1 protein-coding gene is annotated in these 1,029 nt (G+C 62.0%); it reads left to right on the forward strand.

Translation table 11 applies throughout. The features are described from left to right. Positions 1-1,029, forward strand: a 1,029-nt coding sequence (locus PMI29_RS21790; RefSeq protein ID WP_007995701.1) for a VCBS domain-containing protein, incomplete at both ends; no start/stop codon positions are given.

Consider the following 1,029-nt stretch of genomic DNA (forward strand, 5'->3'; position numbering starts at 1 on the left):
CCAGTGCGGTGCAGTCGCTGAAGGCGGGCGAGAGTCACAACGAAGTGTTCAGCGTACAGGTCAGCGACGGCCTCGGCGGCGTCGACACCCAACTGGTGACCGTCACCATTACCGGCACCAATGACGCGCCAGTGCTCGGTTTCTCGACCGGCAATGATGCCGGCGCGGTGCAGGAAGACATCAAGCTCAGCGTCAGCGGCCAGTTCAGTTCGGCCGACATCGATCACGATGCCACGGCGACCTGGAGCATCAATGGCTCGCCAACTGGAACCTACGGCTCGATCGCGGTGGACAACACCGGCAAGTGGACCTACAACCTGGCCAACGGCACCGAAGGTGTTGCCAGTGCGGTGCAGTCGCTGAAGGCGGGCGAGAGTCACAATGACGTATTTACGGTGCAAGTCAGCGACGGCCTCGGCGGCGTGGACACCCAGCTGGTGACCATCACCGTCACCGGCACCAATGACGCGCCAGTGCTCGGTTTCTCGACCGGCAATGATGCCGGCGCGGTGCAGGAAGACATCAAGCTCAGCGTCAGCGGCCAGTTCAGTTCGACCGACATCGATCACGACGCCACGGCCACTTGGAGTATTGCCGGGTCAAATACCGGCACCTTTGGTTCGATCGCGGTGGACAACACTGGCAAGTGGACCTACACCCTGGCCAATGGCACCGATGGTGTTGCCAGTGCGGTGCAGTCGCTGAAGGCGGGCGAGAGTCACAACGACGTGTTTACGGTGCAAGTCAGCGATGGCCTCGGCGGTGTCGACACCCAACTGGTGACTATCACCGTCACCGGCAGCAACGATGCGCCGGTGCTCAGCTTCGCGACCGGCAACGAGGCCGGCGCGGTGCAGGAAGACATCAAGCTCAGCGTCAGCGGCCAGTTCAGTTCGGCTGACATCGATCACGATGCCACCGCCACTTGGAGTATTGCCGAGTCAAATACCGGCACCTTTGGCTCGATCGCCGTGGACAGCAACGGCCAATGGACCTACACCCTGGCCAATGGCACCGATGGTGTTGCCA

Source organism: Pseudomonas sp. GM49 (genome assembly GCF_000282355.1).
Classification (GTDB): Bacteria; Pseudomonadota; Gammaproteobacteria; order Pseudomonadales; family Pseudomonadaceae; genus Aquipseudomonas.